The 25,724-nt window shown below is 67.7% G+C and carries 22 protein-coding genes and 1 pseudogene; 14 read left to right on the top strand and 9 right to left on the bottom strand.

What is annotated here, in order from left to right; all coding sequences use genetic code 11:
• The first annotated feature begins 156 nt into the window (after positions 1 to 156).
• The 10 genes and pseudogenes from EYS21_RS08650 to EYS21_RS23905 all read left to right on the top strand — a co-directional run bounded on the left by EYS21_RS08650 (position 157) and on the right by EYS21_RS23905 (position 7,559).
• The gene (locus EYS21_RS08650) at positions 157 to 1,290 is read left to right on the top strand and encodes an ABC transporter permease (RefSeq protein WP_131132782.1); all 1,134 of its coding nucleotides are present in this window, start codon (positions 157 to 159) and stop codon (positions 1,288 to 1,290) included.
• A gap of 50 nt (positions 1,291 to 1,340) precedes the next feature.
• Complete coding sequence (locus tag EYS21_RS08645) at positions 1,341 to 2,036, top strand: ABC transporter ATP-binding protein (RefSeq protein WP_131132781.1); 696 nt, start codon at positions 1,341 to 1,343, stop codon at positions 2,034 to 2,036.
• A gap of 126 nt (positions 2,037 to 2,162) precedes the next feature.
• The gene (locus EYS21_RS08640; protein WP_131132780.1) at positions 2,163 to 2,981 is read left to right on the top strand and encodes an SDR family NAD(P)-dependent oxidoreductase; all 819 of its coding nucleotides are present in this window, start codon (positions 2,163 to 2,165) and stop codon (positions 2,979 to 2,981) included.
• Between the two features lie 193 nt (positions 2,982 to 3,174).
• Entirely contained in the window at positions 3,175 to 4,614 is a 1,440-nt protein-coding gene (locus EYS21_RS08635) for an amino acid permease (RefSeq protein WP_131132779.1), read from the top strand.
• Between the two features lie 78 nt (positions 4,615 to 4,692).
• Positions 4,693 to 5,457: an IclR family transcriptional regulator C-terminal domain-containing protein gene (locus tag EYS21_RS08630; protein WP_131132778.1), complete on the top strand. Its 765-nt coding sequence runs from the start codon at positions 4,693 to 4,695 to the stop codon at positions 5,455 to 5,457.
• A 4-nt stretch (positions 5,458 to 5,461) separates the two neighbouring features.
• Positions 5,462 to 5,643 (top strand): annotated as a pseudogene (locus tag EYS21_RS23570) (hypothetical protein); the annotation flags it as partial.
• Between the two features lie 20 nt (positions 5,644 to 5,663).
• Entirely contained in the window at positions 5,664 to 5,819 is a 156-nt protein-coding gene (locus EYS21_RS23365) for a hypothetical protein (protein ID WP_165478281.1), read from the top strand.
• Between the two features lie 149 nt (positions 5,820 to 5,968).
• Positions 5,969 to 6,361, top strand: coding sequence for a hypothetical protein (locus tag EYS21_RS08625; protein ID WP_131132777.1), 393 nt, complete (start codon positions 5,969 to 5,971; stop codon positions 6,359 to 6,361).
• A gap of 370 nt (positions 6,362 to 6,731) precedes the next feature.
• Positions 6,732 to 7,154 carry a hypothetical protein gene (locus tag EYS21_RS08620; RefSeq protein WP_131132776.1) on the top strand — a complete coding sequence of 141 codons (423 nt, stop codon included), beginning with the start codon at positions 6,732 to 6,734 and terminating at the stop codon, positions 7,152 to 7,154.
• 276 nt (positions 7,155 to 7,430) lie between these two features.
• The gene (locus EYS21_RS23905; protein ID WP_278184721.1) at positions 7,431 to 7,559 is read left to right on the top strand and encodes a hypothetical protein; all 129 of its coding nucleotides are present in this window, start codon (positions 7,431 to 7,433) and stop codon (positions 7,557 to 7,559) included.
• 74 nt (positions 7,560 to 7,633) lie between these two features.
• Here EYS21_RS23905 and EYS21_RS08615 read toward each other — a convergent pair whose 3' ends face one another.
• The gene (locus tag EYS21_RS08615) at positions 7,634 to 8,422 is read right to left on the bottom strand and encodes an IclR family transcriptional regulator (RefSeq protein WP_131132775.1); all 789 of its coding nucleotides are present in this window, start codon (positions 8,420 to 8,422) and stop codon (positions 7,634 to 7,636) included.
• A 125-nt stretch (positions 8,423 to 8,547) separates the two neighbouring features.
• On the opposite strand from EYS21_RS08615, the gene mmuM reads away from it, so the two are divergent.
• Entirely contained in the window at positions 8,548 to 9,507 is a 960-nt protein-coding gene (gene mmuM, locus EYS21_RS08610) for a homocysteine S-methyltransferase (protein WP_131132774.1), read from the top strand.
• Here mmuM and EYS21_RS08605 read toward each other — a convergent pair.
• Positions 9,504 to 10,133, bottom strand: a complete 630-nt coding sequence (locus tag EYS21_RS08605) for an FMN-binding negative transcriptional regulator (RefSeq protein ID WP_131132773.1) — start codon at positions 10,131 to 10,133, stop codon at positions 9,504 to 9,506. The genes mmuM and EYS21_RS08605 overlap by 4 nt on opposite strands.
• 4 nt (positions 10,134 to 10,137) lie before the next feature.
• Positions 10,138 to 11,112: a DMT family transporter gene (locus tag EYS21_RS08600; protein WP_131132772.1), complete on the bottom strand. Its 975-nt coding sequence runs from the start codon at positions 11,110 to 11,112 to the stop codon at positions 10,138 to 10,140.
• Here EYS21_RS08600 and EYS21_RS08595 point away from each other — a divergent pair.
• Positions 11,111 to 12,523 carry a PLP-dependent aminotransferase family protein gene (locus EYS21_RS08595; RefSeq protein ID WP_131132771.1) on the top strand — a complete coding sequence of 471 codons (1,413 nt, stop codon included), beginning with the start codon at positions 11,111 to 11,113 and terminating at the stop codon, positions 12,521 to 12,523. The two genes, EYS21_RS08600 and EYS21_RS08595, sit on opposite strands and share 2 nt — an antisense overlap.
• 3 nt (positions 12,524 to 12,526) lie before the next feature.
• Here the strand turns inward: EYS21_RS08595 and EYS21_RS08590 are convergent, their stop codons facing one another.
• Positions 12,527 to 13,051 (bottom strand): hypothetical protein, encoded by a 525-nt coding sequence (locus tag EYS21_RS08590; protein ID WP_131132770.1) that lies wholly within the window; start codon positions 13,049 to 13,051, stop codon positions 12,527 to 12,529.
• Positions 13,052 to 13,300: 249 nt separating this feature from the next.
• Between EYS21_RS08590 and EYS21_RS08585 the strand changes: the two genes are divergently transcribed.
• The gene (locus tag EYS21_RS08585) at positions 13,301 to 16,285 is read left to right on the top strand and encodes a BTAD domain-containing putative transcriptional regulator (protein WP_165478280.1); all 2,985 of its coding nucleotides are present in this window, start codon (positions 13,301 to 13,303) and stop codon (positions 16,283 to 16,285) included.
• Positions 16,286 to 16,303: 18 nt separating this feature from the next.
• On the opposite strand, the gene EYS21_RS08580 is transcribed toward EYS21_RS08585, so the two are convergent.
• Complete coding sequence (locus EYS21_RS08580; protein WP_131132768.1) at positions 16,304 to 16,855, bottom strand: dihydrofolate reductase family protein; 552 nt, start codon at positions 16,853 to 16,855, stop codon at positions 16,304 to 16,306.
• Between the two features lie 260 nt (positions 16,856 to 17,115).
• Here EYS21_RS08580 and EYS21_RS08575 point away from each other — a divergent pair, with 260 nt between their 5' ends.
• Entirely contained in the window at positions 17,116 to 17,634 is a 519-nt protein-coding gene (locus EYS21_RS08575; RefSeq protein ID WP_131132767.1) for a hypothetical protein, read from the top strand.
• 32 nt (positions 17,635 to 17,666) lie between these two features.
• Here EYS21_RS08575 and EYS21_RS08570 read toward each other — a convergent pair whose 3' ends face one another.
• The 4 genes from EYS21_RS08570 to EYS21_RS08555 all read right to left on the bottom strand — a co-directional run bounded on the left by EYS21_RS08570 (position 17,667) and on the right by EYS21_RS08555 (position 25,524).
• Positions 17,667 to 18,575, bottom strand: a complete 909-nt coding sequence (locus EYS21_RS08570; protein WP_131132766.1) for a diguanylate cyclase — start codon at positions 18,573 to 18,575, stop codon at positions 17,667 to 17,669.
• Complete coding sequence (locus EYS21_RS08565) at positions 18,572 to 21,964, bottom strand: response regulator (RefSeq protein WP_207307718.1); 3,393 nt, start codon at positions 21,962 to 21,964, stop codon at positions 18,572 to 18,574. Before EYS21_RS08565 ends, EYS21_RS08570 begins: the two co-directional genes overlap by 4 nt.
• 102 nt (positions 21,965 to 22,066) lie before the next feature.
• Complete coding sequence (locus EYS21_RS08560; RefSeq protein WP_131132765.1) at positions 22,067 to 23,392, bottom strand: MBL fold metallo-hydrolase; 1,326 nt, start codon at positions 23,390 to 23,392, stop codon at positions 22,067 to 22,069.
• Between the two features lie 59 nt (positions 23,393 to 23,451).
• Positions 23,452 to 25,524 (bottom strand): EAL domain-containing protein, encoded by a 2,073-nt coding sequence (locus EYS21_RS08555; RefSeq protein WP_131132884.1) that lies wholly within the window; start codon positions 25,522 to 25,524, stop codon positions 23,452 to 23,454.
• Positions 25,525 to 25,724: the final 200 nt, after the last annotated feature.

The raw sequence follows: 25,724 nt of genomic DNA, 5'->3' as shown, positions 1-25,724 counted from the left end.
CGCCCGGACGGCGGCGGATCAACCAAATGGTTGACCCGGGGATCAACCGTTCTTCCGTCACCTCTCAACCACCTGCGCGATGGCGCAGGCGCCCCGCCGCGGGAGAGTGGAAACAAGGGCCCTGACGGCCCTGGCCCCACCGAAGGAAGAGAAAACGTGTTTCTTGCTATCCGCGATATCCGCTTTGCCAAGGGCAGGTTCGCCCTGATGGGCGCCGTCGTCGCCCTGATCACACTGTTGCTGGTGATGCTCTCAGGTCTGACGGCCGGCCTGGGCGAGCAGTCGACGTCGGCCATCGACAAACTTGGGGCCGTCACCGGCGGCGGCGGCGCCTCCAAGCCGGTGGACAGTATCGTCTTCGGCGCACCCGGCACCAACGAGCCCAAGGCCTCCTTCACCGAAAGCGAAGTCACCGCCGCGCAGCTGGAGTCGTGGAAGAACCGCGACGGCGTCGAAACCGCCGAAGCCCTGGGCATCAGCCAGACCCGGTTCCAGGCCGTGGCCACGGACACCGGGACGGGCACCGGAACCACCAACGTCGCCGTCTTCGGCGTCGCACCTGACGGCCGGCTGGCACCGTCCGGCGTCACCGCGGACACCGTGGTGATCGGCAAAACCGTGGCCAAAGCCCTCTCCCTGGCTGTTGGCGACAAGGCCAGCGTCGGCGGAACCGACCTGACCGTCAGCGCCGTAGTGGAAGACCAGTGGTACTCCCACACCAGCGTCGTCTGGACCGCGCTTCCCGCCTGGACCAAACTCGCCCACCTGACCGACCCGGAGCATGTCGGAACCGTCGCCGCCATCACCTATCAGGACGGCGCCACCGTTGACGAGGCGGCCGCCAACGCCGCGGCACACACCGTGAGCGCTTCACGCACCGCATCCTTCCAGGCGCTGGGGTCATATAAGAGCGAGAACGGCTCGCTGACGCTGATGCAGGCCTTTCTCTACGGCATCTCGGCCCTGGTCATCGTGGCGTTCCTGACAGTCTGGACGGTCCAGCGGACCCGCGACATCGCTGTCCTGAAGGCCATGGGCGGATCAAGCGCCTACATCCTGCGAGACGCCATCACCCAGGCCGCGATCGTCCTGCTGGCCGGCGCGGGAATCGGCGGCGGCATCGGCATCCTCGGCGGTTTCTTCGCAGCGCAGGCGGCCCCCTTCCTGCTCACCCCCGCCACGACGCTGCTCCCCATCCTCGGCATCATCGCCCTGGGCCTGGCCGGCGCGGCCCTTGCCGTCCGCCGCGTCACGAAGGTAGACGCCCTCATCGCCCTTGGCGGGAACTAAACCCTCCGCCACAGAGTCCGCCCGAGCCCATTCCCAAAGGAAACAACGCCATGTCCACCAGCCCCCTGAACCTCGTCAACGTCACCATCGAATACCCGGACGGGGACGGAACCCTCAAAGCCCTGGACTCCGTGAACCTCACGGTCCAGGCCGGCCAGATGGTCTCCGTCGTCGGGCCCTCCGGCTCAGGAAAATCCAGCCTCCTCGCCGCCGCCGCCACCCTCGTCCGCCCCACCCACGGACTGGTGCTCATCGACGGCACCGACGCCACCGGGCTCGGCGACAAGGACCTGACCGCGCTGCGGCGGGAAAAGATCGGCATCATCTTCCAGCAGCCCAACCTGCTTCCGTCCCTGACCGCCGCCGAACAGCTCATCATCGGCGACCACCTGCGCGGAAAGCCCGTCAAGGCCGCACGCGCCAAAGCTGCGGAGCTGCTCGACGTCGTCGGACTGAGCTCCAGCGCGGACAAACGCCCGCACCAGCTCTCCGGCGGCCAGCGCCAGCGGGTCAACATCGCCCGTGCCCTCATGGGCAACCCCAAGGTCCTGCTCGTGGACGAGCCCACGGCCGCCCTGGACCACGAACGCAGCGACTCCATCGTCCGGCTCCTGCGCCGCGTCACCGACGACTTCAGAGTCGCGACGGTGATGGTCACGCACGACACCGAGTTCCTCCCGCTGACCGACTCCGTCGCCACGATGCGCGACGGGCGGCTCACCGCACCGGTGCCGGCGAGCATCTGATCCCCGCCCGGACCAACCGGGCCATCCGCTCGGCGGGACGCCCGGGGAACACCGGCCGTCCCGCCGTCGTTGTGCCAGAGGCAGCGTGTTCTACCCGAGCGCTGAATCGCAACCAAAGGACACCCCTTGACCCAACGCACCATCGTGATCACCGGCGCAAGCGACGGCATCGGCGCGGCAGCCGCGCGGACGCTGGCCGAAGCAGGGGACCGGGTGGTCGTCGTCGGCCGTTCCGAGGACAAGACGCAGGCCGTCGCGAAGGAGTTGGACGCCGACTATTTCGTCTGCGACTTCGCCGAGCTGGATCAGGTCCGCACCCTCGCCGCGCAGCTTCGGGACGATTATGACCGGATCGATGTCCTTGCCAACAACGCGGGCGGCATCATGGGCAAGCACCAGCTCACCGTGGACGGCAACGAGTCCACCTTCCAGATCAACCACCTGGCCCCGTTCCTGCTCACCACCGAGCTGATGGACGTCCTCACTGCCAGCAAGGCCAAGGTCATCAACACCGCCAGCGGCGCCAACAGCTTCGGCAAGCTGGACCTCTTCGACCTCAACTCGGAGCACACGTACTCCACCAACCGCGCCTACGGCACAGGCAAGCTCGCCAACATCCTCTTCACGTCCGAGCTGCACCGCCGCTTCGGCGAGCAGGGAATTACGACGGCGGCATTCCACCCGGGCGTGGTCCGCACCAACTTCGCGGCGGACTCCACCAGCCCCATGCGGCACGCCTACAAGACGCTGCTCAGCCGCTTTATGCTCACCCCGGACCAGGGCGCCGACACCTTGCTCTGGCTCATAAACGGCACCGCCGGCACCGACTGGGTGTCCGGCGCGTACTACTACAAGCGCGCCCTCGCCAAAGCCAACGCACAGGCGTACGACGCCGGGCTGGCGCAGGGTCTGTGGGAGGCCAGCGAGGCGCTCGTCGCGCGCTGATTTTCCATCCGGGGGCGGGTCACGCGAGGTAACAGGCGTGCAATATGAACAAGTTGGCATGACTTTAACGAGCGAAATTCGGTGATTGTGCTAATTTCTCTCTGTTGACGTGCATATCTTCGCGACCGGGGACGGGACAGGGGAGTGCGCGCATTTGCCGCACACCTGCTGACCACCCCTCCTGGAGACGCCCGTGGAATCCCCATCACCCCTGACGCTGAACCCGACCCCCGCCGGGCCTGCGCCGGCCCAGCCCGGACTCCGGAGATCCATGGGCGCCAGGCACCTGGTGATGATCGCCATGGGCGGCGTCATCGGGTCCGGCCTGTTCCTCAGCTCGGGGTACACCATCTCCCAGGCCGGCCCGCTGGGCGCGGTGCTCGCCTACCTGGTGGGCGCGTTCGTGGTCTACCTCGTGATGGCGTGCCTGGGCGAACTGGCCATCGCGTACCCGGTGTCCGGCGCGTTCCACATTTACGCCGCCCGCTCCATCGGACCGGCCACGGGCTTCGCCACGGCGTGGCTGTACTGGCTGTGCTGGGCGGTGGCCATCGGCTCCGAGTTCACGGCGTCCGGGCTGCTGATGCAGCGCTGGTTCCCGGACGTTGACGTGTGGATCTGGTGCCTGATTTTCGCCGCCGTGCTGTTCGGCTTCAACGCGGTGTCCGCCAAGTTCTTTGGCGAGTCCGAATTCTGGTTCGCCATCATCAAGGTCGGCGCCATCATCGGCCTGATCGTCCTCGGCGGCGCGGCGCTGTTCGGCTTCCGTCCGCTCAGCGACGGCGGCAGCCACCCGTTCCTCTTCGAGAACTTCAACACCGCGGGAGGACTCTTCCCCAACGGCTTCACCGGTGTCCTGGTCACCGTACTTGCCGTCTTCTATGCCTTCTCCGGTTCGGAACTGATCGGCGTGGCAGCGGGCGAAACCAAGGACCCCGCCACGGCCATCCCCAAGGCCATGCGCACCACGGTGATCCGGCTGCTGATCTTCTTCGTCGGTGCCATCGCCGTCATCGCCGCCACCATCCCGTACACCGAAGTGGGGCTGGACGAGAGCCCGTTCGTCACCGTCTTCTCCGCCGTCGGCATCCCGTTCGCCGCCGACATCATGAACTTCGTCATCATCACGGCCCTGCTTTCCGCCGGCAACAGCGGCCTCTTCTCCTGCGCCAGGATGCTCTACTCCCTGGCCGACGAAGGCCACGCGCCCCAGGCCTTCCGGCGCCTCACCCGCCGCGGCATCCCGCTGATCGCCCTGTCGGTGAGCATGGTGGGCGGCATCGCGTCCCTCATCAGCAGCGTGGTCGCCCCGGAAACGGTGTACCTGGTTCTGGTATCTGTGGCCGGGTTCGCCGTGGTGGGCGTGTGGATGTCCATCACCACCTCGCATTATTTCCACCGCCGCGCCTTCGTGCGGAACGGCGGCGACGTCTCGGCCCTGGCATACAGGGCCCCGCTGTTTCCGCTGGTGCCCATCCTGGCTTTCACCCTGTGCGTCATCTCGCTGGTGGGCATCGCACTGGACCCCAACCAGGTGGCCGCCCTCTACTTCGGCATCCCGTTCGTTGCCGCCTGCTACGGCTACTTCTACTTCCGGCACGGCCGGAAACGTTCGACGGCGGCAGTCCAGTAACCAGCCTGGGCCGCCTGCGTGACCGCCCGGGTCGCCGTGGAAGAATAGGGCGAGCACCGGCAGTGAGGGGTAATTAGCGTGGATTCGTCCGCTGAAGCGTCATCGCTGGCGCAGGGACTCCGGATTGTCCGGCTGGTGGTTGACCGCGAAAAACGCGGGCGGCAGCTGGTGGGCGTTTCGCAGCTGGCCGCGGAGCTGGACATGGACCAGAGCCGTGTCTCCAGGCTGACCCAGGAACTCTGCGAGCTGGGCCTGCTGGAGCGGGTGGACCGCGGCCCGTTCCGGACCGGACCGCGCTACTTCAGCCTTGCCGCCTCGCTCAACACCGGCTGGGTGCGTGACGCCAAGCCCGAACTCGAGTCCTTGGTCGCGGCCCTGGGGTTGCGCGCCAGGCTCTCCGTCCGGGACGGCTACCGGGCCATCCTGCTGCGCGCCTCCAGCAACGACGCCGGCCTGGGCAGTTTTGTTGCGCCGGGCATGGTGACGCCGGTCTGGTGCACCGGCGCCGGCAGGGCCTTGCTCTGGGACCACGACCAGGCCGCCCTGGAGCTGTTGTTGGGCGACGTGAACTTCATTGGCGTAGGCGGCCCCGGCGCCGCGCACTCCACCGATGAGGTCCGGGCGCTGATGGCCCGCGACGTGGCGCGCGGTTATGTGGCCTGCGACGAGGAATTTGAGCACGACATCCTGGAACTCGCCGTCCCGGTGCGCGACCCCGGCGGCAACATCCTGGCCGCCCTCAGCGTGCTGGGACGGCGGAACGAAGTAGGCGATGACGCTGCGGGTGTTGCCGCTGTCCTGCGCGGTGCGGCGGACCGACTGGGCTCCCAGACCCCCAGCTGAGCCGGAGCGCCTGATGGCCGGTTTCAGGGACGCGAAGCCCGTCCTTGCTGCCCCGCACCCGCGGGTGCTTGAAGAGGTGGCCTATCCGACCGACGGCGACTGCTGGTCCGGGCTGAACTGACCCGGGCCAAGCGCGAGTGCTGTCTTGGCGGCCATGGGAAGAGCTGCCCATGGCCGCTGTTTTGATGATCCGGCACGATGGGTGCATGACTGACTTTGTCGGCGCCGACCCCGCGTCCCGGCGGACCACGGATTCGGTCACCGACAAGCAGCTTGGACGCCTTAACGAAGTAGGGATCGCGCAGAATTACAACATGACAGGCGAATCTTCAACTCACCACAGCTCCGGACGTGTCAACTGATGGCGCGCAAAGGAATGGCGACGGCGGCCCTGGCCGTCACCGGAATCTTGCTGGCCGGATGCGCCACCCCCGGTCTCTCGCGGCCGGGAGGCACGACACCGGCAGATACCCGTTTGGAAGCCTCCGGGACAACGACGACAGGACCTGACATGACCATGGATTCCCCTGCCACCGGCGACGCAAGCAGCCTGGCGGCTTCGCTTTTTGCACCGCTGGACCTCAGCCTTCCGGCGAGTGCCGACGGCATTGCGGTGGACCAGACTCCGCTTGAGCCTTTTGCCGGTGCTTCCCTGACGAGTTTCACGGCCGACACTGAGGAGATGAAGTCCATCTGTGTGTCGGCGGGTTCGATGGTGGCCCCCAATGCGGAGATCGTTGCCCAGGACGCGAAGGTGCTGCGCGGCGTCGGGATTGAGCCAGGTTCCACCCTGTGTTCCAAAGACACAGACTCCGGACGGGGGCCGGCATTCCGGGTAGTCATCCCGCCGAAAGACTCGGGAAAGATCCACGTGGCGATCTACCAGCTCCCCGCTGGGCGCTGACGACCTCGCCGGCATCCTTGAGTGACCACCGCGGAGCCGTGGCGTCCCCGTAGTACTCGGGAAAAATCGGGCGGCATCGCTGACCGTCGATGACCCGTTCGGCCAGCGGCACCGATCAGGAAGTTGCCTCGTGCGCGGCGAAGTCGGTGTGGGGCTGTTCGATGGCTTCGGGGCGCGCCTGCCGGCGGAAATGATCAGGACCGGACGGATGTCCTCGACGGATTCGCCGTTGTCGCAGCGGCGGAGTCCAACTCATCCGCTGAAGGGCAAGAGCACCATCCGGGCCAGTAGCAATGAGACCGGACCGGACCTGTCGGCACTCAGAGTTCTCTGTTGAGGCACCCTAAGTATCGCGCGTATAGTCCCGCGTATGAAGGCGCCATCGCTGAAGGTGGTCACTCTTGGATCAATTTTGTCTTTGGCTACCGTGCTCAGTGCCTGCGCGTCCCCGTCATCTTCGTCCCCTCTCCGCCTGGTCACCGTCGATATGCCGCAGGAGCACGGCATGGATGCGCGTTTCGAGGGCACGCTGGGAGTTGACGGCAATGGCTGCATTCATGCGACGGGGCCAGGAGAGCCGGTATACACCCTCGTATGGCCCCAGGGGTACACGGTTCAAGGTGATTCGGAATCCTTTGAAATCCTCGACGCAGGCAAGAACGTTGTGGCGCGCTCGGGATCGATTGTTGTCGTCGGTGGCGGTCTTGTTCACGATGACCCGCTCAAAGACCATTGGACGGAACGCGACTGCGCCAATGGCAGACTTTGGCTGGTCGCAGAAGAAGCCCGTTAGCGGCGGAGCCAATGCAATCCCGTTGCTTTTTCACCGCATTAGTCCCGGTTCTAAGGAAGTGGGACACGTTTGTTCGATTATCCGTTGAGCCTTTCCATCAGCGGTTCGCAAGAGGGGGACCCACAGACAGGGGAGGATGTAGGCATGAGTTCGCAAATGCCGATTGCTATCCGAGCCACTGCATCGTGGAAGATACGTCGTTGGTTGAAGAGTCGTTATCGCAGCATTCGATATGACGCGCGATTCGCCGACGGGCGCGAGGAGTATGGCGTCGACTTGAACGCAGTCCTCCAGGGAGCCCGCTTCCCCGCGGACTACTGGAGCACGGTAAACGGTGCAGACCATGCGTGCCCGGAAGAAGGTGCCGGAGCCTGGGTGGACTACCCCTACGGCCGACCGCTCTGACCAGCCCGGCGCATTGGGGGAGTGCCCCGCAAAGAGTGCCCCGGTTCCTTGGAGGTGGAATTTCCAGCAGCCCCCTAATCCTGCAGCGGCCGGCTGCTTTCCCGGGGCACATAGCCAAGCCTGGCCTCAAGCCAGCGTCCCTGCTCCAGCAGGGCCGCCGCGAACTCGGTCCGGCGCGGCTCCAGGCGTGCCCTGGTGCCCACGATCTGCAGTGCCGCCGCCACGTCGCCCTTGAAATCCCGGACGGGGACGGCCAGCGAATAGAGCCCCGGTTCCGCTTCCTGATCCACCACTGAGTACCCGCGCACCCGGGCCGCAGCCAACCGTCCAAGAAAATCGCCGACGTCGGACGGGGTATTGGGACCGTGCCGCACAAAGTCGACGCCGGCGAAAACGGTCCGCACCTGGGCTTCCGACGACTCCCACAGCACAGCCTGGCCGGCGTCGCTGCAGTACGCGGGGTAGGGCCTGCCCAGCCATGAGCCCACCAGGTTGCTGCTGGCCGGAACGCTTTCGCCGATGGTCACGGTGCTCGCGCCGTGCAGCACGCCCAGGAAGCACCCCTCGTCCGTGTCGCGGGCCAGCCGGTCCAGCGCCACGGCACCGTCCGAGTGCAGCCTCTGCGCCGTCAATTGCTGGGCATCGGTCAGGATGGACCAGTCCAGGGTGTAGGTGCGCTCGCCGGTCCGGCCGAGGAATCCTTCCTGCTCACCGGTGCGGAGGTTCCGCGACACCTGGCTGCGGTCCTTGCCCAGGTCTGCTGCGATCCCTGCGACCGTGCCGCCCGGAAGGCCGGTCCCATGCCGTGCACCCAGAGCCAGGATGGCCAGCATGCCGCGGCCCATGCTGGAGGTTTTCGACATAGGCAAGAGTCTAATGGAGCTGCCGGACTCCCGGGCGGTCACACTTCGCCACGCTCCTTAAGAGCATTTTAAATTGCCTATGATGAATATAGCCCTTCCCACCGCCGATTCCCGGAGTGCCTGCCATGCCCCGCAACACCACGCTGTCCCGCCTGCTGGATGCCGGAGCGCACCTCACGGCCGACGGTGCCCTCGCTACCGAACTTGAGGCGCGCGGCTGCAGCCTGGATGACCCGCTGTGGTCGGCCAAGGTCCTGCTCGAGCAGCCGCAGCTGATCCGTGACGTGCACCGCGACTACTTCGGGGCCGGCGCCAACGTGGCCACCACCGCCAGCTACCAGGCCACGCCGCTGGGGTTCGCGCAGCGTGGACTTTCCGAGGACGCGGCACTGGACCTGGTCAGGCTCTCGGTCCGGCTGGCGGACGACGCCCGTCACGCACACCTTGCCGGGCACCCGAAGGCCGGACCGCTGCTGATCGCCGGGTCCGTGGGCCCCTACGGCGCCTACCTCGCGGACGGCTCGGAGTACCGCGGGGACTATGTCCTGGACGCCGAAGCCTTCAAGGATTTCCACCGCCCCCGCATCAGCGCCCTCGTGGCGGCCGGAGCTGACTTCCTGGCCTGCGAGACGCTGCCGTCCTTTGCCGAAACAGAGGCGCTGCTGGCACTGACATGGGAGTTCGACGTCGAATCCTGGTTCTCGTTCTCGCTGCGGGACGGTGCGCACGTCAGCGACGGCACCTCGCTGGATGCGGTTGCGGAGCTGTGCGCGTCCGAGCCGCGTGTGGTGGCCGTGGGAGTGAACTGCGTGCCGCTGCACCTGGTCCAGCCAGCCCTGACGGCCCTTGGCGAGGCGGGTTCGAAGCCGCTGGTCACGTATCCGAACTCCGGCGAAAGCTACGACGCCGCGACCAAGACCTGGGCATCTGCTTCAGAGGATGGCGGTGAATCGGCTGAAGCCCGGCCCGGTGGACTCGCGTCCGAAGCCGGTGCCTGGCGGGAGCTCGGTGCCCGCATTGTGGGAGGCTGTTGCCGCACCACGCCCCGGGACATCGCCGCCCTCGCCGCTACCGGGCTTGCCTAGGCGCGCGCCGGACGTGCCCTTTCGACGTCGGCGGCGCTCTCCGACTGCCCAAGAGCGCTGAGGCCAGAGACCACGCCGTCGATGTCGGCGTCGGGCCTGTTCTGGCTCAGTTTGGCCTTCGCCTCGATCCGGGTGATGACCAGTTCAAGGCCAACGATCGCGCGCAGCTGGCCGGAGATGTAGCGCTCCGGGGCGTCGTCCACGCTCCACGGGTGCTCGAAGCCGGCTTCGTTGACTCCGGTCAGCCGCCTGACCTGGCCGGCAAGCCAGGCCGGATCGTCGTGGACCACCAGAGTTCCGTACACATGCGCCGTGGAGTAGTTCCAGGTGGGCACAACGCGTCCGTGCTCGGCCTTGGACGCGTACCAGGACGGCGAAATGTAGGCGTCCGCGCCCTGGATGATCATGAGCGATACCCCGATCGCAGGCTCGGACCACTGCGGATTGTTCCGGGCCACGTGTGCCAGCAGTGCTCCGTGTTCGCCCACGGAGGGGTCGTAGACAAACGGCAGGAGGGTGGCGAGCAGGCCCTGCGACGTCATGGTGACCAGGTTGGCTGCGCCCGGCCGGGTGAGCAGCGCCTGGACGGTATCGGGACCGGCTTCGAAATGGGCTGGCGTGTACATGGTGCTAATCCTTTGCTGGCTGGAGGGTTCGTGGAGTGTGGACGGCGGGCTGTTCCGGGGCAGGTTTGAGCCGGACCCGGACGGCTGCGCCGGCGCAGAGGATCACGGCCAGGCCGCCGACGACGGTGCTCCACGTCAGGGTCTCGCCCAGCAGCAGCCCGGCCCAGCAGATGGTCAGCACCGGCTGGACGAGCTGGATCTGGCTGACTTGGGCGATGGGGCCGATGGCCAGGCCGCGGTACCAGGCGAAGAAGCCCAGGAACATGCTGACCACACCGAGGTATGCAAAGGCCAGCCACTGGACGGGCGTAGCAGAGGGCGGCTGCTGGGTGACGGAGACTGCCGTCAGCACCACCATCAGCGGCGACGCGAGAACCAGCGCCCACGACACGGTCTGCCAGGAGCCGAGTTCGCGCGCCAGCAGGCCACCTTCCGCGTAGCCGACAGCGGCAGCAACCACGGCGCCGAGAAGCAGCACGTCGGCCCAGTGCAGCAGTCCGAAGCCGCCGGACTGCAGGGAGGCGAAGCCGATGGCAGCGAGGGCGCCGGCGCCGGTGACCAGCCAGAAGGCCAGCCGCGGACGCTCCCGCCCCCGGAGGACCGCCGCCGTCGCCGTTGCGGCCGGGAGCAGGGCAATCACCACGGCGCCGTGGCTGGCCGGCGTGCTGGTCAGCGCGAAGGAGGTCAGCAGGGGGAATCCGACGACGACGCCGGCGGCCACCACCGCGAGGCGCACGCACTGCGCGCCACGGGGGAGCCGTTGCCGGGTCAGTGCGAGGGCGAAGCCTGCGAGGACGGCGGCTAACACGGCGCGGCCGGAGCCGATAAACAGCGGGGACAGGCCGGCGACGGCCGCCTTGGTGAAGGGAACCGTGAACGAGAACGCCGCTACTCCAAGGAGGGCCCACCAGAGTCCGGAGGGCTGGGATGGGGATAACACTATGCGCCCGGAAGGAGTAGCGCTACTATTGACTCTCATGAACAACGATAGCAGTTCACGGATTGTGGCGCACCTGAAGAAGTGGATTTCCTCGGCCGCTCCCGGAGCGAAGCTGCCATCCACCCGGTCGCTGGTCGCCGAATACCAGGCAAGTCCCGTCACGGTGCAGAAGGCCCTGCAGACGCTGACGGCCCAGGGGCTGATCGAGAGCCGGCCCGGCGTCGGGACATTCGTCCGTGCCGTCCGGACTGCGCGCCCGTCCGATTATGGCTGGCAGACGGCGGCCCTCCGGTCCCCGCTGGCGCCGCTGCCTCCGGCCTCGAGCACCATGCGCAATGTGCCGAACGATGCCATCTCCTTCCACTCCGGCTACCCGGACCGCGAGCTCCTGCCGGAGCGGCTGGTCCGCGCCGCCCTCACCCGCGCGGCCCGCGGCGACGCAGCCCTGTCCCGTCCGCCCGCCGCAGGCCTGCCGGAACTGCAGTCGTGGTTCGCGCACGAGCTCGGTGCCTCGACGCCGGCCGGGACCACCCCGCCGAACCCGAGTGACGTCGTCGTACTCCCCGGCAGCCAAAGCGGGCTGAGCTCCATCTTCAGCGCGCTCGCGGGCCGCGGGCAGCCGCTGTTGATGGAATCACCGTCCTACTGGGGCGCCATCCTGGCCGCCGCGCAGGCCGGCGTGCGTGTGGTTCCGGTGCCCAGCGGACCGGACGGTCCGGACCCGGCTGAGCTCGCCCGCGCCTTTGACGAGTCAGGCGCGCGGCTGTTCTACGCCCAGCCCAACTATGCCAACCCCACCGGCGCCCAGTGGTCTGCCGAACGGCGGGAACAGGTCCTGGACGTGGTGCGCGCGAAGGGTGCGTTCCTTGTGGAGGACGACTGGGCGCACGACTTCGGCATCACCTCCACCCCCGTGCCTGTCGCCTCCCGTGACGACTCCGGCCACGTGGTCTACCTGCGCTCGCTGACCAAGAGTGTGTCGCCCTCGATCCGCGTCGCAGCGGTGATCGCCCGCGGTCCGGCACGGGAGCGCATCCTCGCGGACCGGGCTGCCGAATCGATGTACGTCAGCGGGCTGCTCCAGGCGGCGGCGCTCGACGTCGTCACTCAGCCGGGGTGGCAGACGCACCTCCGCAGCCTCCGCCACCAGCTCGAATCCCGGCGGGACCTGCTGGTCACCAGCCTGCGCCGGCACGCCCCGCAGGCGCATATCGGCCAGGTGCCCAAGGGTGGCCTGAACCTGTGGGCGCGGCTGCCCGATGGGACCGACCTGGAACGGCTGACCCGCGACTGCGAAACCGCCGGGGTGATCATCGCCGGCGGCAACGAGTGGTTTCCGGCCGAACCGGCAGGCCCGTTCATCCGGCTCAACTACTCGGGGACGAATCCGGGCGCCTTTCCCGAGGGCGCCCGGATTATCGGCGAGTCACTGGAACGGAACCTGGGCTAGGACTCAGCTGGCGAGTTCGGCGCAGACATCAAGCTCCTGGCCAGTCGTGCTCACTAGAGTGAAAACGCCCGTGGCGGGGTCGATGTTGTAAACGATCTTGCCGATGTAATGGGTAGTGGTCGGACCTGCCGGCTCGTCTGTCGGGAACATGATGAGGCCGTTGTGCCCGGTGGCCGTGACCGTAAGGGTGCCATCCGGGTTGACGACGGTTTCTGCGACGGACCCGTCCGTGCGGATGGTGATGGATTCGCCCTCCACTGGCTTCTTGGGCTTCATCCCGTAGTTGGTGTAGGTCAGGAGCACGCCTTTGCCAGCGGTGAGAAGGCGAACCGTGTTGCCATTCTCGTCGACAAATTCCTTGGTCTGCAGGTTCCCTCCGGTTGCCGCATATCCGAGGTTGAAGGTACAGCCGGTACCAGCTGGCAGGATAACGAAAAAGTCGTCGGCAAGCGCGGGCTGCGCCGGCGCGACAAGAGCGGCTGCTGCCAGGGCAGAGAGCGCCAGAGTGCGGGTCATGGTGGTTTTCATGGGATTGCCTTTCGAACGTGTTTGGTTTGGTTTTCCCAGAGTGGCCCTGTGGACTTAATTGGTCCTTAATCGTCCGCGGGACACTGGACCGTCCGCCTCCGGCGGGAGCATGATGGGGTTGATGTGTCCGGAACATCCAGGCCGCATCGTGTGTCGGGGCGGGCGCTATGGGGTCGCTGGTCGATGAGCTCCGCGGGACGGGTTTTGTCAGGCCCGGTACTGCGGCCGGTCGGTGAGGGGTGCTTGGCGATGGGCGCACTGTGGATCAAAAGTCTAGGCCCGCTGGAGGTCGTCGCCGACGGCGCGCCGGTCGGCGTGGGCAGCGGGAAGCTTCGGATCGTCTTGGCGTGCCTGGCCCTGCGGGCAAACTCGGTGGTCGCCACCGATTTCCTCGCCGAAGCCGTCTGGGATGGCCACCCGCCCGCGCAGCCGGGCCCGCAACTGCAGGTTTACGTGGCAAACCTTCGGCGCCTGCTCGAACCGGACCGGTCCAGAGGGGTCGCGTCCCACCGGCTCGCAAGCCGGCCGGGCGGGTACGTGCTGAGTGCCACCGCCGATGAACTCGACCTCCTGCAGTTCAGGGAACACGTCGCGGCCGGTGAGCTGGCCGTGCAGGCGGGGAACCTGGCGGGCGGCGCCGACTCCCTGCGCCAGGCTGTGGATCTCTTCCAGGGGCCCGCCTTTCCCGACCTGGCCGACGTCGGGCTTTTGGGCCCGGACCTGGACGGGCTGGAAGAAGCCCGGCTGGACGCGTACCAGGACCTTTTCGACGTCGAACTCGCGCTCGGCCGGCACGGCGCCTTAATGGGGGAGCTGCAGCGGCTTGTACAGCAGCATCCGTACCGGGAACGTCTGTGGGCCTCACTCGTGCTCGCCCTGTACCGGTCCGACCGGCAGGCCGATGCGCTGGCCGCGTGCCGGGAAGCGCGGAGCATCTTCGCGGCTGACCTTGGTATCGATCCCGGTGCACGCCTGCAGGAGTTGGAAACGCTGGTGCTGCGGCAGGACGCGTCCCTCGCTGCACCCGCCGCAGACGGGCACCGCAGGATCAGGCCGAGGCTGGATAACCTGCCGGCCGAACTCACCCCGTTGGTCGGCCGGGACGCCGAGCTGGGGGAGGTGTGTTCGCTCTACCGCTCGGAGGGCTGCAGGCTGGTGACCGTCACGGGTCCGGGCGGGACCGGAAAGACCCGGCTGGCGCTTGCGGCGGCTGCGCAGCTCGGCGAGCGGATGGCCGACGGCGTGGGCTGGGTTAATCTGGCCCCTCTCACGCAGGCGCAGCAAGTCGCCGGCGCCATCGCCGCGACCCTCGGCCTGGAGGACTGGGGCGGCGAAGATCCCCTGAAGATTGCGTCGCGTTTCCTGCGCACGCGCCGGCTCCTGCTGGTCCTGGACAACTTCGAGCACCTGGAGGAGGCCTGGCCGGTGGTGCTGGATATGCTCACCGCCGCCCCCGACCTTCGAATCCTGACCACCAGCCGGCGACGCCTCGGGCTGCGCGCCGAGTACGAATACGAGCTCGCGCCGCTGGCCCTGCCGCCGCTCGACCCGCCCCTGCCTCCGAGCCAGCTGCGGGAGGTGCCTGCCGTAAAGCTGTTCCTCACACGCGGACGGGCAGTCCGTCCGCATTTCGACGTCGATTCCGGCAACGCTGCCGTGATCACCCGGCTGTGCCACCGGCTGGACGGCCTTCCGCTGGCCATCGAGCTGGCGGCCGCACGGCTGCGGGACATCAGCGAGGCCTCGCTCCTGGACGACCTCGAGCTCAGCCTTGCTTCCTTGCCCGCAGCCTTCCGCGACCTGCCGGTCCGCCAGCGGACGCTGACCGCGACGATCGCGTGGAGTTATGAGTTGCTGGTCAACGAAGAGCGGCGGCTGTTTGACCAGCTCGGCGTCTTTGCTGCTGATCCTACTGTGGCGGCGGTCGGCGCGATTTGCGGCCGGATGGAAGGCACGAAGCCGGAATCCGAAGCCTTGCCGTCCGAAGTCTTGCTGTCCGCACTCGCGCGCCACAGCCTGCTACGGCGCTATACCGATTCTTCAGGAAGCAGCAGAGTCTCGATGCTGCACTCGATCCGCGAGTTTGCCCGTGGCAGGCTCTGTCTGCTCGACAACCCTGAGGCAGTCCCGCACCGGCACGCGGCGTACTACCTCGGTCTCGCTGAGCGCGTCAGCCCGCAGCTTTGGGGACAGGTCCAAGTGGAGGCCTTTCAACTGCTGCACGCGGACGCGCCCGACTTGCGGGCCGCACTGTTATGGGCAGCGGGACCGGATGGCTCCACCGATGTGGGGCTTCGTTTGGTAGGGCAACTCTGGCACTATTGGGAGCTCACCGGGGACGTAGCCGAGCCGTGCGAAACCGCGCTCAAGGTGCTTGCCGGCGCTCCGGATGCTCCACCTGAGCGCAGCGGGCCAGCACTCAGCGGAACAGCCACCATGTGCTGGATTCTCGGCCGCAACGAGGAAGCGACTGACCTTCATCGCCGTGCTCTTCAGGCGTTCCAGGCAGCCCGAAACGAGCGCGGTGAGGCGTGGACCACGGTGTGCCTCGCCGTCCAGGCATCGGAGCGGAACGACCCCGACTCGGCGCAGGGATTGGCTGCCACGGCATTGTCGTCAGCACAGGCGAGCACCTACACCCGCGCGGCCGCATTGGTTATCCTCGGTCGGTTGGCGTTCTACCGTGGCGACCATGCCCGGGCCCGTGACCTGTGCAGCCGTAGCCTCGATCTTGCCCGGCCGCTCGGCGACCGGTGGCTCCTCGGGATAGTTCTGACCAATCTGGCGGAGAGCATGCAGCAAGCCGGCGAGTACGACACCGCCGAGCGACTCCTGCATGAGGCGGTTGGCGCGGCTCTCGCTCTCGGTGCGCAGGGAAACATGGTGGGGTTCCTTGAGTCACTTGCCGGCGTCTACGTGGAACAGCACCGAGTCGAGAAGGCCATCCGCATACTGTCGGCGGCGGAGGCCTACCGCTCCGACCGAGGGCTTCCGCTCAATTCACCTGAACACCGGCTAGTTGAAGCGATCATCACCAAGGTGCGTGCTGTGGCTGGCCCGATCCGCTTCGGGCTTGCCTGGGCGGCCGGTCAGTCGCTGACCCTCGCCCAAGTCGTCCACGAGTTGCTTAACGTGAGGCCGGGGAACAACCGCAACGAGTTCATCACCGATGCCGCCGTTCATCTACTTTTCGAACGATCCGGCGAAAATTCAGTCAGCGCGGCTCCGTGGTGACCAGCGCAGTTCCCCGGTCTATTCGCCCAGCAGACTGTAGGTGCTGATCACGTTGCCCTTGGCCGTTTTGTACTGGTCCTTCAGGCTGAGCCGGGTGACGGGGTCGCCGTCCTCGAACAGCCGCCTGCCGCTGCCGGCCACCACCGGATGGGTCATGAGGGTCAGTTCATCCAGCAGCCCGGCGAACAGCAGTTGGCGCGTGACTGAAATGCTGCCGAACACGGCGATTTCGCCGCCGTCGCCCTTTTTCAGCTCCGCGACGAAGTCCTCCAGCGGACCCTCGATCAGGTGCGAGTTCTGCCATTCCAGCGGTGCGGTCAGGGTCCGGGAGGCCACAAACTTCTCCATCGGGTTGATGAAGCCGGCGAAGTCGTCGTCGACGGATGCCGTGGGCCAGTAGCCCGCCCATTCCTGGTAGCTGACCCTGCCCAGGACCGCGGTGTCCACGCGCCCCATCATCTCCGTCATGCCCTTGCCCAGGTCCTCGTCGAAGCTGTCGAACTGCCAGAGGTTCGGTTGTGACACCACGCCGTCAACGGAGTGGAACAGGCCTGCAGTAACTTTGCGCAAAAGGACCTCCAAATAATGGTGACGACGGCTGGTGCGGGCCGGCGGCAGGACCGGACAAATCCACCGTATTAGGTGTGTCCGCAGCTGGGAAGGGCCCTCGACCCGGCCCGGTTTCGGGCCGCGAAAATCGCTCGCCAACCCGGCCGGAAGTTAGGTTCGTCACCACCGCCTGCGTGTTGCCGAAATCCGCGGCCCGGCAGCCCCATACTGGTCTTGATGCGGCGTGTCACCGCAGCCCCCGGCCAGGCAGGAGGAAGTGCATGGAAACCCTGAAGAAGATCGTGAAGAACCAGTATTTTCCTGCTGCCGCGGTGCTGGCGGCTGTGATCCTGTTCTGGGTCATCGCCATGTTCGGCGGGCTCTCGCTGCTGAACAACAACCAGCCGCCTATGGCTACCCTGACCTGGCTGCTTTTTGTCTACGCCGCCGCCGTCCTGACGCCGCTCGCCGGTGTGGTCGCCGCAGTCAATCTGGTCCGCCGCTGGCAGCGAAACCGCCAGTACGCGCAAGCGCTTGCAGAGGACGGTGTCTCAGCGGAGTCCGAGGCAGCCGAAGAGGCAGCATTCCCGGATCAGCAGCAGCCCGTAACCGAGGCGCCAGCGGAGCCCGCAGTGAAGGTCGAGCCTGCAGTCCAGGTCGAGCCTGCAACGGAGCCTGTACCCACACTGGATCCCGCACCGGTCCAGCCCCAGCACAGCCGGCCTGCATCGCAGAGCCGCCCCGCGCGGCAGCCGCTCAAGAAGCCAGCTCCGGCCAAGCAGCGCAAAAAAGCCGCGTAGCCGCCAGGCGCCGATGACCCCGGAACGGCGCACTACAGCGCCAGTTCCACCCGATTCCGTCCTGCCGCCTTGGCCGCATAGAGCGCCGCATCGGCCTCGCCCAGGAGGGTCTCGGCGTCGGCCCTGTGGTCCGCGCTGAACGCCGCGATCCCGGCACTCAGCGTCAGCTGCCCCATCGGATCCCCGGAGTGGACGATCTCCAGCTCCCGCACGCAGTCCAGCGCCCGTTCCATAAACGCCTTCGCGCCCAGCTGCGACTGGTTCGGCAGGACCAGCAGGAACTCCTCGCCGCCGTACCGGTACACGCCGTCGCTTTTCCGGGCCGCGCCTGTCAGCGCTGCTGCAACTGCCCGCAGTGCGAGGTCGCCCGCCTGGTGCCCGTAGATGTCGTTGTAGCTTTTGAAATTGTCGACGTCGCACATGGCCACGCAGTATTCCTCGGCGTACCGCTGGCTGCGGGCGTGCAGCTGCTCAAGGTCCTCGGACAGCTTCAGCCGGTTGTTCAGGCCCGTCAGCGGATCGGTCCGCGCCTGCTGCGACAGCACCTTCCGGTAATGCGCCAGGTCGGCGTGCAGCGTGGTCACCCGCAGCGCCACCAGCAGCCGGGCGTGCAGGACAAAAGGGTCCAGCGGCTTGGTGACGTAGTCGTCGGCGCCCGCCTCGAGCCCGGCGAGCACGTCGTCCCGGGACCCCTGCGATGTCAGCAGCACCACGTACGTGTACAGGTCCGCGTCCCGCGCCCGGATGGCACGGCACAGCGCCAGCCCGTCCATCCCGGGCATCATCCAGTCAGTCACCACCACGTCTGGCTGGTGCTCCAGGTACAGCGCCCATGCCTCGTCCCCGTCCGCCGCCGTCAGGCAGTTATGCCCGGAACGTTCGACGGCGGCCCTGGCCACCAGGAGCGAGCCCGGATCGTCATCCGCCACCAGGACTTTCACTGCGCCACCTCCAGTGCAAGATCGAGTTCGAAGTTCACCTTCACCAGCTCAGCCTCCAACCGGCTGACCAGCTGCGGGCCGCCGTCGTGCTTTCCGGTGCGGCCCATCTCCTCCAGCTCGCCGCAGAGGGCGGCGACGGCGGTGGCGCCGATGTTGGCCGCCGCGCCTTTCAGGGCGTGCGCGGCCTGCGCCAGGGCCGGACCGCCGCCGTTGTGCACAGACTCCCGCAACACGGCGAGCCGGGCGGGAAGGTCCTTCCGGAAGGCCTCGGCGGCTGCCGGCAACAGGCCCTGGCCGTCCTCGGGGCCGAGGTCGCGCAGCATGGCGAGCCGGTCCGGATCCACCGACGGCGGCCGGCCGCCGGTGACGGCCAGCAGCTGGGGAGCCTGCTCGGGTACCCACCGGGCCAGGGCGGCCTCGAGCTCCGCGGCGTCCACCGGTTTGGAGAGGTAGTCGTCCATGCCCGCGGCCAGGCAGCGTTCCCGGTCCCCGTCGAGGGCGCCGGCGGTCATGGCGATGATGGGCAGGCGGCTGTGCTTGCCGTCGCGGTTCCTGATGACCCGGGTGGCCTCGAAGCCGTCCATCACCGGCATGTGGCAGTCCATCAGGACGGCGGCGTACTGGCTCCGGGCGGTGGCCGCAACGGCCTCGGCGCCGTCGGCCACCACGTCCACCGCGAAGCCGAACTTGGATACCGTGGCGCGGGCCACCAGCTGGTTCACCTCGTTGTCCTCCACCACCAGGATGCGGCCGCGCGACGGCCCTTCGGGGGTGGCCGGTGCGGCTGCGGAGGCCGCGGCCGCCGCAGGCGCAGCGGTGGCTGCAGCTTGCTCACGGCGGGACATCAGGCGCACCAGGCGGTTGTAGAACTCGGAGCTGCGGACCGGCTTCATCAGCCATTCACGGACCCCGGCGCCGGCGATCTCGGCGGCGTTGACCTGCATGGTGGAGGTGAGCATGATCAGCTGAATGTCCGCCAGCCCGGCGTCGGCTTTGATTTCGCGGGCCAGTGCCAGCCCGTCGGTGTCGGGCATGCAGAGGTCCAGCACGGCGAGGTCAAACGGCGTCCCGGCCGCTGCTGCCTCGCGTGCCCGGGCCAGGGCAGACTTGGCGTCGGGAACCGCCTCCGGCTGCAGCTTCCAGCCGCGCAGCTGCGATTCCAGGACCAGGCGGTTGGTGGCGTTGTCGTCCACCACCAGGACCCGAAGCCCGGCGAGGAAGCCTGCCGCGGGAACGGGATCGGTCGACGGCGCCGCCACCGGCAGCGGGATCCGGAACCAGAAGGTGCTGCCCTCCTCCAGGACGCTGTCGAGCCCGATCTCGCCGTCCATGGCCTCCGTGAGCCGGCGGCAGATGGCAAGGCCCAGGCCGGTGCCGCCATAGCGCCGGGTCGTGGAGGCATCCGCCTGGGAGAACGACTCGAACAACCTCGCATGGTCGGCCGGATCGATGCCGATGCCGGTATCGCGGACTTCGAAATAGACCATGGCGGTGGCGCCCGGCCGGGCGTCGGGGGTCTCCACTTTCACCTGGATGGACACCTCGCCGGCGGCCGTGAACTTCACGGCGTTGGAGGCGAGGTTCAGCAGGATCTGGCGGATCCGGCCGGAATCGCCGTGGAGCCTGGCCGGGACGCCGGGCTCGCAGTAGGCGATCAGCTCAAGGTTCTTGACCTGCGCGGGCTCAGTCAGCAGGCCGGCCACTTCCTCCACGAGCGCGCGCGGGTCAAAGGGGCGGACGTCGAGGTCCACCTTGCCGGCCTCCAGCTTGGAGAAGTCCAGGATGTCGTTAATAAGGGCCAGCAACGCCTCGCCCGCTCCCTTGACGCCCTGCGCATATTGCTGCTGTGTCTCGTCCAGTGGCGTCTCGAGCAGCAGGGCTGTCAGCCCCACGACGCCGTTCATAGGGGTGCGGATCTCGTGGCTCATGGTGGCAAGGAACTCGGACTTGAGCCGGCTGGATTCCAGTGCGGCTTCCCGCGCGGCCTTCAGTTCCTGCTCGGCGGCGCGGCGCAGAGTGATGTCCCTGGCGATGGTGGCCAACCCGGTGAGCCGGCCGGTCTCGTCCCGGATGGGGGAGACGGTCATCGAGACGGAAATGGCGGCGCCGTCCTTCGTCAGGTGCTCGATCTCGAAGCTCATGGCTTTGCCGCTGGCGCGGAGCTTGTCGAACACCTCGGCGGCAGCGGCGGTACCGCCCGGCGCCAGCAGGAACCGCGCGTCGCGGCCGATCGCTTCCTCGGCCGTGTAGCCGTACTGATGCTGCGCTCCCGGGTTCCAGCTGGTGATGACGCCCTCCGGCGTGGTGCTCAGGATGGCGTCCGAGGACGAGTTCACGATCGCGCCCAGGCCCTCAAGCTCCGCCGTCCGGGCAGCCACCTCCTGCTCCAGCCCGGTGGTGAGGGTGAGGTTTTCGATGATGATCAGAACCTGGCGGACCAGGATGAGCGCCACAGTGACCCTGGCCACCGTCAGCAAGAAAGCGCTCATCTCGCTGACGTGCGGCTGCGCGACCATCATGACGGCCACCAGGATCGGCACGTACGGCAGCAGCTCAAGGGCCAGCGCAAACGCCTTGCGGTCCGGCCGTGGATTCTCCGCGTAGGGGAGCAGCGGTGCCAGTGCAATCAGGAGGAAAGCGCCGATCCACCCCAGGGCGAGGGGGGACCCGGTGACGCCCGTGACGCCGTCGAACGTCAGCCCCACATAGGTGCTGTCCGTGATGGTGAGGACCAGCAGGCCGCCGCCGAAACACAGCCACGGCAGCCGCTCGCCGGGCTGTCGCCGCATCCCGAGCACCAGCACCAGGGAGGTGATGACCACGTCCACCACGGGGTAGCCCATGGTGGCGAGCCGGGTCGGGAGATCGCCTTCCGCGCTGAAGGCCGGGCCCAGCGCGGTGTACCAGCTGACTACCAGGACTGCGCCGGCAATCACGGCCGCGTCCAGGACTGTCCGGGCCAGCCCCACGCGGGTAGTGCCGCCCGGCCGCCTGAAGCTGAACAGCGCGATGGCGGCCGGCACGGAATAGGCCAGGAAAAGTGCGTCTGCCAGGGACGGGAACGGGTAGACGTGGTTGTTGGCGAGGCCGTAGTACGTCCAGACGAGCATGCCGGCCGCCCAGACATAGGCGGCCACCGACATCATCGTCCAGGCCCGGGCATTAACGCCGCCGCGGCGCGCGGCCGCGGCGCAACTGCGGCCCGCCAGCATGGCGGCCAGGAGGATGCAGAAGTCACCCGCGACGAGGGCAGGAGGAGTGCCGCTGTTGGCGGCAAAATACAGCCCAAGAACGGCCAGCACCACAGCACCAGACGCGATCAGCCACACCAGCGTGGCCGTGCGCGTGCCTGTGGCGGGACGTTGCTCCAGGAGACCTGTCTGAGACACGCGGATCCCTCCCCATAGGTGCGCCCGTTACCCATAAAAACGTGAGACCTGGGCCCGCCCGAGACCTGGGCGGAGACGCATCCTTATGATATCCCTCACAGCTCAAGAAGGGCCGTATCTCGCGTCCACGTGGACCACGTCCCGGCCGGCGCGCTGCAGCAGGCTGGCAGCCACCCCGGAGCGGTATCCGGTGGCGCAGTGCACCCACACGGTGCCGGCCGGAACCCCGGCCATCCGCCCCAGCAGCTCATGCAGCGGAATGTTCACCGCCCCGGCGATGTGGCCGGCGTCGTACTCGTCCGTCCGACGCACATCCAGCACCACGTCCCCGGCACTGCGGCCGTGCAGCAGCCGGTCCCAGTCCACGCGCGGATAATGCACGACGGCGGTGCCCGGCGCGAGTGCCGACGGCTCGGTTCCGAGGGCCGCGTCGGGGGAGTCGATGCCGATCCGGGACAGGTCGCGGATGGCCTTTTCGACGTCCTCGCGGGCGCCCACCAGGGTCAGCTGCCGGTTCCACGGCAGGACCCAGCCCAGGTAGGCGGTGAAGCTGGAGCCGCGGCCATACTCGAAGCTGACCGACCCCTGCAGGTGGCTGCTGGCGAACGCCACCCGGTTGCGCAGGTCCACCACCCATTCGCCGTCCGCCAGCCGGTGGCTGAGCTCGGCGGGATCGAGCGACTCCGGCACGGCGAGGTCCGCCGGCCCCGGTCCCGTCCGGTTTGCCGGCGCCATGTGCGCGTAATAGGACGGATAGGCGGTCAGATTGCTGATGAGCTCCCGGACAAAGTGGTCCTCGTCCGGATCCGTGAAGGCGTGGTTGGTGTCCTGCTGCTCGGCGATCGTGGACCCGTGGACACCCGACGCCGGCCCCGACGAACAGAACGAGCCGAACCCGTGCGTGGGGTACAGGGCAGCGTCCGGCGTTGCCTCGGCGGCCAGGCGCCGGACCGAGGAGTACTGGGCGTGGGTGAGTTTTTCGGTGTCGTCGTCGCTGACCAGGTCCGTTCTCCCCACCGACCCGTACAGCAGGCTGCCGCCCGAGAACACCGCCTGCTCGGCGCCGTCCGTCACCACGTAGCTGAGGTGGTGGTGGGTGTGTCCCGGCGTGGCCACCGCCTTCACAGTGAGCCGGCCCACCCGGACCGTGTCGCCGTCGGCTATTTTCACGCGCTCAAACCCGACGGCGTCCGCCCCGTTCACGAGGTAGGCGGCACTATGGGTGCGGGCCAGGATGAGCCCGCCGGTGAGGTAGTCGTTGTGCAGGTGGGTTTCTGCAACGTGGGTGATCCTGACGCCGGCCTCAGCCGCTGCTGCGTCCACGCGGTCCGTGTCCCGCTGCGGATCGATGACCAGCGCCACCCGCCCGTCGTGGACCAGGTAGCTGCGGTCCCCGAGCGGCCGGGTTTCGATGACAACGACGTCCATACGACCATTCTCCTCGCGTGGGGGCTCCGCGTGTGTTGCTCGGGATGTCAGCCGCCGGATCAGCCCGGGCGGCCGTTCAGCGCGGCGATGGCTTGCTCCGCCTGCCGCACGGCCAGCTCCAGCCGGTTCCCCATTTCCGGCAGCGAGAACAGGTAGCCCTGCAGGGAATCGCACTCAAGCGCCGTCAGGTAGTCCGCCTGCGTCGCCGTCTCCACTCCCTCGGCGGTGACGGTCAGGCCCAGGCTGTGTGCCATGTTGATCATCGAGCTGAGGATGGGCAGCCGCTCACGGCCGGTCCGCACCATGGACACAAATGTCCGGTCGATCTTGACGGTGTCCACGGGGAGCTCCTGCAGCCGTCCCAGCGACGAGTAGCCGGTACCGAAGTCATCCAATGCCACCCGGACGCCGGCCTCGCGCAGGCTGCTGAGCTGGCTGATCAGGTGGCTGTCGGCGTCGAAAAAGACACTCTCGGTGACTTCCAGGACCAGCTGGTACGCACCCACGCCGGCGGCCTCAGTCAGGCGCAGGACGCCGTCGGCAAAGGTGGCGTCCTGCAGCTGCACGCCCGAGACGTTCACCGCGAGGGACCGCGACGGGTCCTCGTTCAGCCACGGCGCCAGCTGCACCAGGCTGCGGGCCATCACTTCTTCGCCCACCTCGCTGATCAGTCCGCTGCGCTCCGCCAGCGGGATAAAGACCGACGGCGGGACGCGCACGCCGCCGCGGTCCCACCGTGCCAGCGCCTCGACCTGCACCACCTGCCCCAGCCGCGGCGACACGATGGGCTGGAACACCACGGAGATCTCGCCACGGGGGACGGCCAGCTGCAGCCCGGCTTCCATGTCCGTGCGCTGCACCAGGGCCGCCATCATCTCCGGATGGAACCGCAGGAACCGGTTCTTGCCCGCAGCCTTGGCCGCGTACATGGCGATGTCGGCCTGGCGCAGCAGCTCGGACGGACTGATGGCGTCCGCGCCGGCCGATGCCATTCCCAGGCTCAGGCTGGGCCGCAGCACGGTGCCGCTGATGGTTACCGGCACGTGCAGGCACCTGACGATGCAGGCCGCAATCGCATCAGCGTCCGGGCAGGCCGTCAGCAGCACCACGAACTCGTCCCCGCCCAGCCTGGCCACCACGTCCGCGGTGGGGACGCAGCCGCGGAGCCGGCGCGCCACTTCCACCAGCATGTCGTCGCCGGCCTGGTGGCCCAGGATGTCGTTCACTTCCTTGAAATCGTCCAGGTCCACGAGCAAAACGTCCACGGTCTTGAGGCGGGGCTCGCGCAGCGCAGCGGCCAGGCCGTCGTTGAAGACGGCCCGGTTGGCCAGCCCGGTCAGGTGGTCCTGGAAAGCCAGGGCCCGGAGCTGTTCGGCCTGGGCGGCAAGGTCCAGCATGGCCCGCTGCGCCTGCTCCTGGGCCTTCCGCCGCGGGGTGACGTCGCGGAAGCTCCAGACCCGGCCCACGATCTTTTCGCCCACCCGCCGGGGCCGCGAGTACCGTTCAAAGGTCCGGCCGTCCTTGAAGTCCAGCACATCGTGGCTTTCCGCATCGGGGTTTTCCTCCACTTCAGTGAGCCGTGCGATAAAAGCCTCCGGATCCTCAACCTGGGAGAGGATGAGCCTCATGACAGGCTCTTCACTGTCGCCTTCGAGGAGTTCGGGCGGAATGCCCCACATCTTGAGGAACTGGTCATTGAACCCCGCCACGCTGCCGTCCGAGCTGATCACCAGGATGCCGTCCGCCGTGGATTCGAGGGTTGCAGTCAGCAGCGACATGGCCTCGCGCAGGTCGGCGTCCGCGGCCTTCCGGTGCGAGGTGCTCCGGATGGACACCAGCAGTTGGGGTCCCTCGGCGGATTCCAGCAAGGCGCCGGCCAGTTCGGCGGCGAACTCGGTGCCGTCGCTGTGGACTCCGTACACTTCACGCGGCGGAATCGGCTCCAGGTCCCTGAGGTGCCGGAAGATCTGCTCGAGTTCGTTCCGGAAGCCCTCAGACAGGAGGGCCCGGTGGTCACTGCCAATGAGTTCGTCGGCTGCTACGCCGAACAGCCGGGATGCGGCGGCGTTGGCGATCCGGATGCGGCCGTCTTCGGCGATCGCAATCAGGGCATCGGGGCTCGCCTCGAACATGGCGTTGCTGGCCACGGATGGGCCGGCAAACGCGGGGAGAGTGCCCGGCCTGGAACTCTCCGCTGCGGCAGCGTCATCGCCAAAAGCTCCCCCCGACAAATCCCTGCTGTGCCGTCCTGAATCCGCCATGACGCGATCACCCCCACGCACATCATAAAGTGCGGATCCGGGATATCAATGCGGCAGGTGGAATCGGTTTC

This window comes from Arthrobacter sp. S39 (genome assembly GCF_004320525.1).
Taxonomy (GTDB): Bacteria; Actinomycetota; Actinomycetes; order Actinomycetales; family Micrococcaceae; genus Arthrobacter.
The sequence above is the reverse complement of the archived record's forward strand: the minus strand, read 5'-3'. Positions and strand labels throughout refer to the sequence as shown.